Here is a 4879-nt window from a genome sequence, read left to right on the forward strand (position 1 = left end):
CAGCCGCCTTTCTCGAGCAACGTGAAGTGGACATCCTACTTGACGATTTACTTTGCGACATTATACTGTATACATAGTCAGTTATCGGCAAATTCCCAACCGAAACAAGGAGGTGCCCAATGGACACGTTCACTAAAAGTTCGGGCAATTGCGTCAATGCCGGCGGCGCTTCTCGACCTCCCAGGCGGCTGCTTGAACAGCTCAGCGACCGCATCCGTGTCAAGCACTATAGCATACGGACCGAGCAGGCTTATAGCGATTGGGTGCGACGTTTCATTCTCTTCCACGGCAAACGTCATCCGCGGGAAATGGGAGCAAACGAGGTGGAGGCGTTTCTGACTCACCTGGCCGTGGCGGGGCGTGTTTCTGCATCCACCCAGAACCAGGCGAAAAGCGCTCTATTGTTTCTTTACAAGGAAGTGTTGGAGACTGAGCTGCCGTGGCTCGATGAGGTCGAGTCGGCGAAGGCTACGAAACGTCTGCCGGTCGTTCTGACCCCGGCAGAAGTTCAGCGTCTGCTGGCGCCGATCGAAGGAACCGTGGGTCTGATCCTCCGACTGCTCTACGGTACCGGGATGCGCATCATGGAGTGCCTGCGGTTGCGGGTGAAGGACGTGGACTTCGCTCGCGGCGAGATCCTGGTGCGGGAGGGGAAGGGGTTCAAGGATCGGGTGACGATGCTGCCCGAAAAGCTGCTTGCTCCGCTCAGCGAGCATCTGGCACGGGTGAAGGCGCTACATGAAGCGGACCTCGCTGACGGTTGGGGCGAAGTGTATTTGCCATGGGCGCTCGAACGAAAATACCCGAACGCCGCGCGTGAATGGGCCTGGCAGTATGTGTTTGTCGCGGCCAAACGATCGGTCGATCCGCGCTCGGGGGCCGTTCGCCGACACCATGTGGGAGCGCAGACCATCCAGCGTGCGATGCGCGATGCGCTGCGCCATGCCGGAATCAGCAAGCCAGCGACCCCACACACGCTTCGCCACTCGTTTGCCACTTCCCTGCTCGAAAGCGGCTACGACATTCGCACCGTGCAGGAACTCCTGGGCCATGCGGAGGTGAGCACGACGATGATTTACACGCATGTGCTCAGGCGCGGCGGGCGCGGTGTTCGGAGCCCGTTCGACGCCCTGGTATAGACTGGCGTCCGTCGGCAGGCCGATAGAGAGCAGTTTGGCCGGTCATGTTCCGACATGCGCAGGTCCCTGTGTTGAGCCGCGTGGGAGCGAGCACGTTTTTTCTTCGGCTGCAGAGATTTGCTCATACCGCCCATGTGCATCCAATGATCAAGGGAACCCGTTTGTGACGGTACACCGTCGAGCCGTGTTTCCAGAGGCTCTGACTTCGCTTGCTACCTTTCCCCCCTCGCCGCGAGATAAATCCCGACCAGCAGCATCACAAACCCGACTCCCTGCCACAGCGCGAACGCTTCCCCGAAAAAGACCCACGCCAGTACCGCGCTTCCCACTGGCTCCCCGAGCGTCACCACCGCAATGAAGGTTGGCGAGACATGTTTGAGCGACCAGTTGTACGAAGTGTGGCCGAGCAACTGCGGGCCGAGCGCCATGCCCAGGGCCACCAGATAAGCGGCGTCGCTGTATCCGGACAGGGGCGTGCCGCTGCTCTGACAGGCAAGAACCAGCAGCATCGCGGCGCTGCCGTATGCGAGCCAGACATACGCCGGCAGCGGCAGGCTGGCGCGCAGGCGGCGGCCGATCAGGAGATACGCCGAGAAACACCAGCTTCCGACGATGGCGAGGAGGTTGCCGAGCAGTGGATGGCTGCCGGGGGCGCTTGCCCGGCTGTCGCTCCAGAAGATCAGTCCGCTGCCGGACAGGGAAATCACGATGCCGACGAGCATCAGGCGGCTCGGGCGGTCGCCAAAGAGCAGGAACGAAGCGATGCCGACCCATAACAGATTGGTCGTCACCAGGGCGGTACTGCTGGCCACCGAGGTGTATTCGAGCGAGCTGATCCAGGTGGCGAAATGCAGCGCCAGGAAGAAGCCGGCGCCGCAGGTCAGCAGGATCTGCCCGCGGTTCAGCGCGCGCAGTGTCCGGCTCGATTGCCAGAGGGCGAGCGGGGTGATGATCAGCGCCGCCAGGCCAAGGCGCAGCGTGGCGATGGTCAGGGAAGGCAGGCCGTAGCCCTGGGCGAAGCGCGCCAGAATGGCGCCGAAGGAAATCGCCAGCAGGCCGACGCCGAGGACCAGAAAAGGGAGCCAGCGCGGCGGTGCCTTGCCGCTGTCCATGAGGCTCAGGTCGCCGTCGCGGCGTGGCCGCCTTCGAGATAGGCCGCGTGCACTTCCGGATTGGCCAGCAGCTCCCGGCCGGTTCCCGACAGGATGATCCGGCCATGTTGCAGCACGTAGCCGCGGTGCGCGACGCGCAGCGCGTGGTGCGCGTTCTGTTCGACGAGCAGCAGGGTCATGCCGTGCTCGCGGTTGAGTTCGCGGACGATCTGGAAGATTTTCTTGATGTACAGGGGGGCGAGGCCAAGCGAGGGTTCGTCGAGCAGCAGGAGTTGCGGCCGGCTCATCAGGGCGCGCGCGATCGCCAGCATCTGCTGCTCGCCACCCGAGAGCGTGCCGGCGCGCTGCTGGCAGCGCTCCTCGAGAATCGGGAAGAGCGCGTACATGCGCTTGAGATCGACCGCGAAGTTCATTTCCTCGCCGAGCACCGCGCCCATCTGCAGGTTCTCCATCACCGTCATGCGCGAGAAGATGCGCCGGCCTTCGGGAACCAGTGCGATGCCGCGGCGGGCGATTTCATGCGTCGGCAGATGGGTGATGTCTTCGCCGTCGAAGACGATGCGTCCGCCCGATGCGCGCGGCTGGCCGAAAATCGCCATCATCAGCGTCGACTTGCCGGCGCCGTTGGCCCCGATCAGGGTGACCACTTCGCCGACCTGCACGTCGATGTCGACGCCGTGCAGCGCATGGATGTGTCCGTAGTGGGCATGCACGCCCGACAGTTGCAGCATCATCGCGGGGCCTCCGGATGCGGTTCTTCCTTAATGTGAAAGTCGCGTATGCGACTCACGAATCTCCCCTCCCCCCTCGCGGGGGAGGGGTCGGGGGGTGAGATGGGGAATTCGCAGAGCCTGCTCTGCGCCCATCGAACGATTCCGGCGTGCAAGCCGGNNGAGGGAAGCGGTCATGACTTTCATGATCGGGGGTGCCTGGTAAAGTCATGACCGTTGGCCTGCGACTCGTCGGCCTGCAGTTCGTCGGCATCTTCCTCGCCAAGATAGGCCTTGATCACGTTCGGGTCGCGCTGGATCTGCAGCGGCGGGCCTTCGGCGATCTTGCGGCCGTAGTTGAGGACGCAGATGTGGTCCGAGACATTCATCACCACGCTCATGTCGTGCTCGATCAGCAGGATGGCGATCCCTTCGTCGCGCGCCAGGTGTTTGAGGAGTTCGTTGAGTTCGGCCGATTCGCGCGGGTTGAGGCCGGCCGCCGGTTCGTCGAGGCAGAGCAGGAGCGGGTCGACACAGAGTGCGCGGGCGATCTCGATGCGCCGCTGCATGCCGTAGGGCAGGTCGCCGGCGGCGGTGTCGGCCTGGTCGATCAGATGGAGGTGTTTGAGCCAGCCGACCGCCTTGTCCATCGCGGCCGCTTCCGCGCGGCGATAGCCGGGCAGGCCGAAGAGGCCGGCCAGCGAGAAACGCGAGGCGTGCTGCAGGGCGTTGTGCTGCGCGACGATGAGGTTTTCGAGCACGGTCATCTTCGGGAACAGGCGGATGTTCTGGAAGGTGCGCACCACTTTGGCGGTGCGCGCGACCTGGTGGCTGGCGAGCTGTTCGAGGCGCATCACGCCGCGTTGCGGGTGGTTGAGGCGGACGCTGCCCTGGCTCGGCTTGTAGAAACCGGTCAGGCAGTTGAAGAAGGTGGTCTTGCCGGCGCCGTTCGGTCCGATGACGCCGGTGATCTGGCGGGCGGCGACGTCGAGCGACAGGTCGTCGATGGCCAGCAGGCCGCCGAAGCGCATGGTCAGGCGCTCGACGCTCAGGAGCGGGGCGGCGCTCATCGGCGGCCGCCGTCGGCGAGGTAGCGCAGCGTCGGTTCGCGGTGCGAGAGGATGCCGCCGGGTTTCCAGACCATGATCAGGATCATCGCCGCGCCGAAGAGCAGCATCCGGTATTCGGCGAAGTCGCGCCCGAGTTCGGGCAGCAGCACCAGCACCAGGGAGGCGAGGACGACACCGAACTGGCTGCCCATGCCGCCGAGAACGACGATCGCCAGGATGATCGCCGACTCGTTGAAGGTGAACGATTCGGGCGAGATGAATCCCTGCCGGGCCGCGAAAAAGACGCCGGCGAAACCGCCGAGCATGGCCCCGATGGCAAAGGCCGAGAGCTTGACGTTGCGCGCATTGATGCCCATTGCCTTGCAGGCGATCTCGTCTTCGCGCATGGCTTCCCAGGCGCGGCCGATCGGGAGCCGGCGCATTCTGGAGACGAAGCCGTTGGTGAGCAGCGCCAGCGCGAGAATCAGGTAATAGAGGAAGATGATGCGGTGGTTGGGAGCATATTCGAGACCGAAGAACGAGGCGAAGGTCGGATCGTCGCCAGGCGGTTTGAAAGGCAGGCCGAAGAACGAGGGGCGCGGGATCGAGGGGATGCCGTTCGGGCCGCCCGAAAGCTCGGTCCAGTTGACCAGGATGACGCGGATGATCTCGCCGAAGCCGAGCGTCACGATTGCCAGGTAATCGCCGCGCAGGCGCAGCGTCGGCCAGCCGAGGATGATCCCGAAGCTCGCCGCCATGGCGCCGGCGACCGGCAGCGCCTGCCAGAATCCCCAGCCGAATTGCGTGGACAAGAGACCATAGGTATAGGCGCCGACCGCGTAGAAAGCGACATATACCGTGCGCGGTCA

At 64.1% G+C, this 4879-nt stretch carries 4 protein-coding genes and 1 pseudogene; 1 reads left to right on the top strand and 4 read right to left on the bottom strand.

All coding sequences use genetic code 11. The annotated features are described in order from the left end of the window. The first annotated feature begins 119 nt into the window (after window positions 1–119). Window positions 120–1139 (top strand): integron integrase, encoded by a 1020-nt coding sequence (locus tag AW06_RS18655; protein WP_046535251.1) that lies wholly within the window; start codon window positions 120–122, stop codon window positions 1137–1139. A gap of 212 nt (window positions 1140–1351) precedes the next feature. On the opposite strand, the gene AW06_RS18660 is transcribed toward AW06_RS18655, so the two are convergent. The 4 genes and pseudogenes from AW06_RS18660 to livM all read right to left on the bottom strand — a co-directional run. After that, window positions 1352–2251, bottom strand: a complete 900-nt coding sequence (locus tag AW06_RS18660) for a DMT family transporter (RefSeq protein WP_034953383.1) — start codon at window positions 2249–2251, stop codon at window positions 1352–1354. 5 nt (window positions 2252–2256) lie between these two features. After that, on the bottom strand, window positions 2257–2982 hold the full coding sequence (locus AW06_RS18665) for an ABC transporter ATP-binding protein (RefSeq protein ID WP_034953388.1): 726 nt from the start codon (window positions 2980–2982) through the stop codon (window positions 2257–2259). Window positions 2983–3164: 182 nt separating this feature from the next. Continuing rightward, window positions 3165–4031, bottom strand: coding sequence for an ATP-binding cassette domain-containing protein (locus AW06_RS18670; protein WP_034953385.1), 867 nt, complete (start codon window positions 4029–4031; stop codon window positions 3165–3167). After that, window positions 4028–4864, bottom strand: a pseudogene (gene livM, locus AW06_RS18675) (high-affinity branched-chain amino acid ABC transporter permease LivM); the annotation flags it as partial. The gene AW06_RS18670 and the pseudogene livM, both read right to left, overlap by 4 nt. Window positions 4865–4879: the final 15 nt, after the last annotated feature.

The sequence above is a fragment of the Candidatus Accumulibacter cognatus genome (assembly GCF_000584975.1).
Classification (GTDB): domain Bacteria; phylum Pseudomonadota; class Gammaproteobacteria; order Burkholderiales; family Rhodocyclaceae; genus Accumulibacter; species Accumulibacter cognatus.

What these genes read in the sequence shown, in the direction of transcription:
- AW06_RS18660 (WP_034953383.1), bottom strand. Translation starts at nt 2,251, where the DNA reads ATGGACAGCGGCAAGGCACCGCCGCGCTGGCTCCCTTTTCTGGTCCTC.
- AW06_RS18670 (WP_034953385.1), bottom strand. Translation starts at nt 4,031, where the DNA reads ATGAGCGCCGCCCCGCTCCTGAGCGTCGAGCGCCTGACCATGCGCTTC.
- AW06_RS18665 (WP_034953388.1), bottom strand. Translation starts at nt 2,982, where the DNA reads ATGCTGCAACTGTCGGGCGTGCATGCCCACTACGGACACATCCATGCG.
- AW06_RS18655 (WP_046535251.1), top strand. Translation starts at nt 120, where the DNA reads ATGGACACGTTCACTAAAAGTTCGGGCAATTGCGTCAATGCCGGCGGC.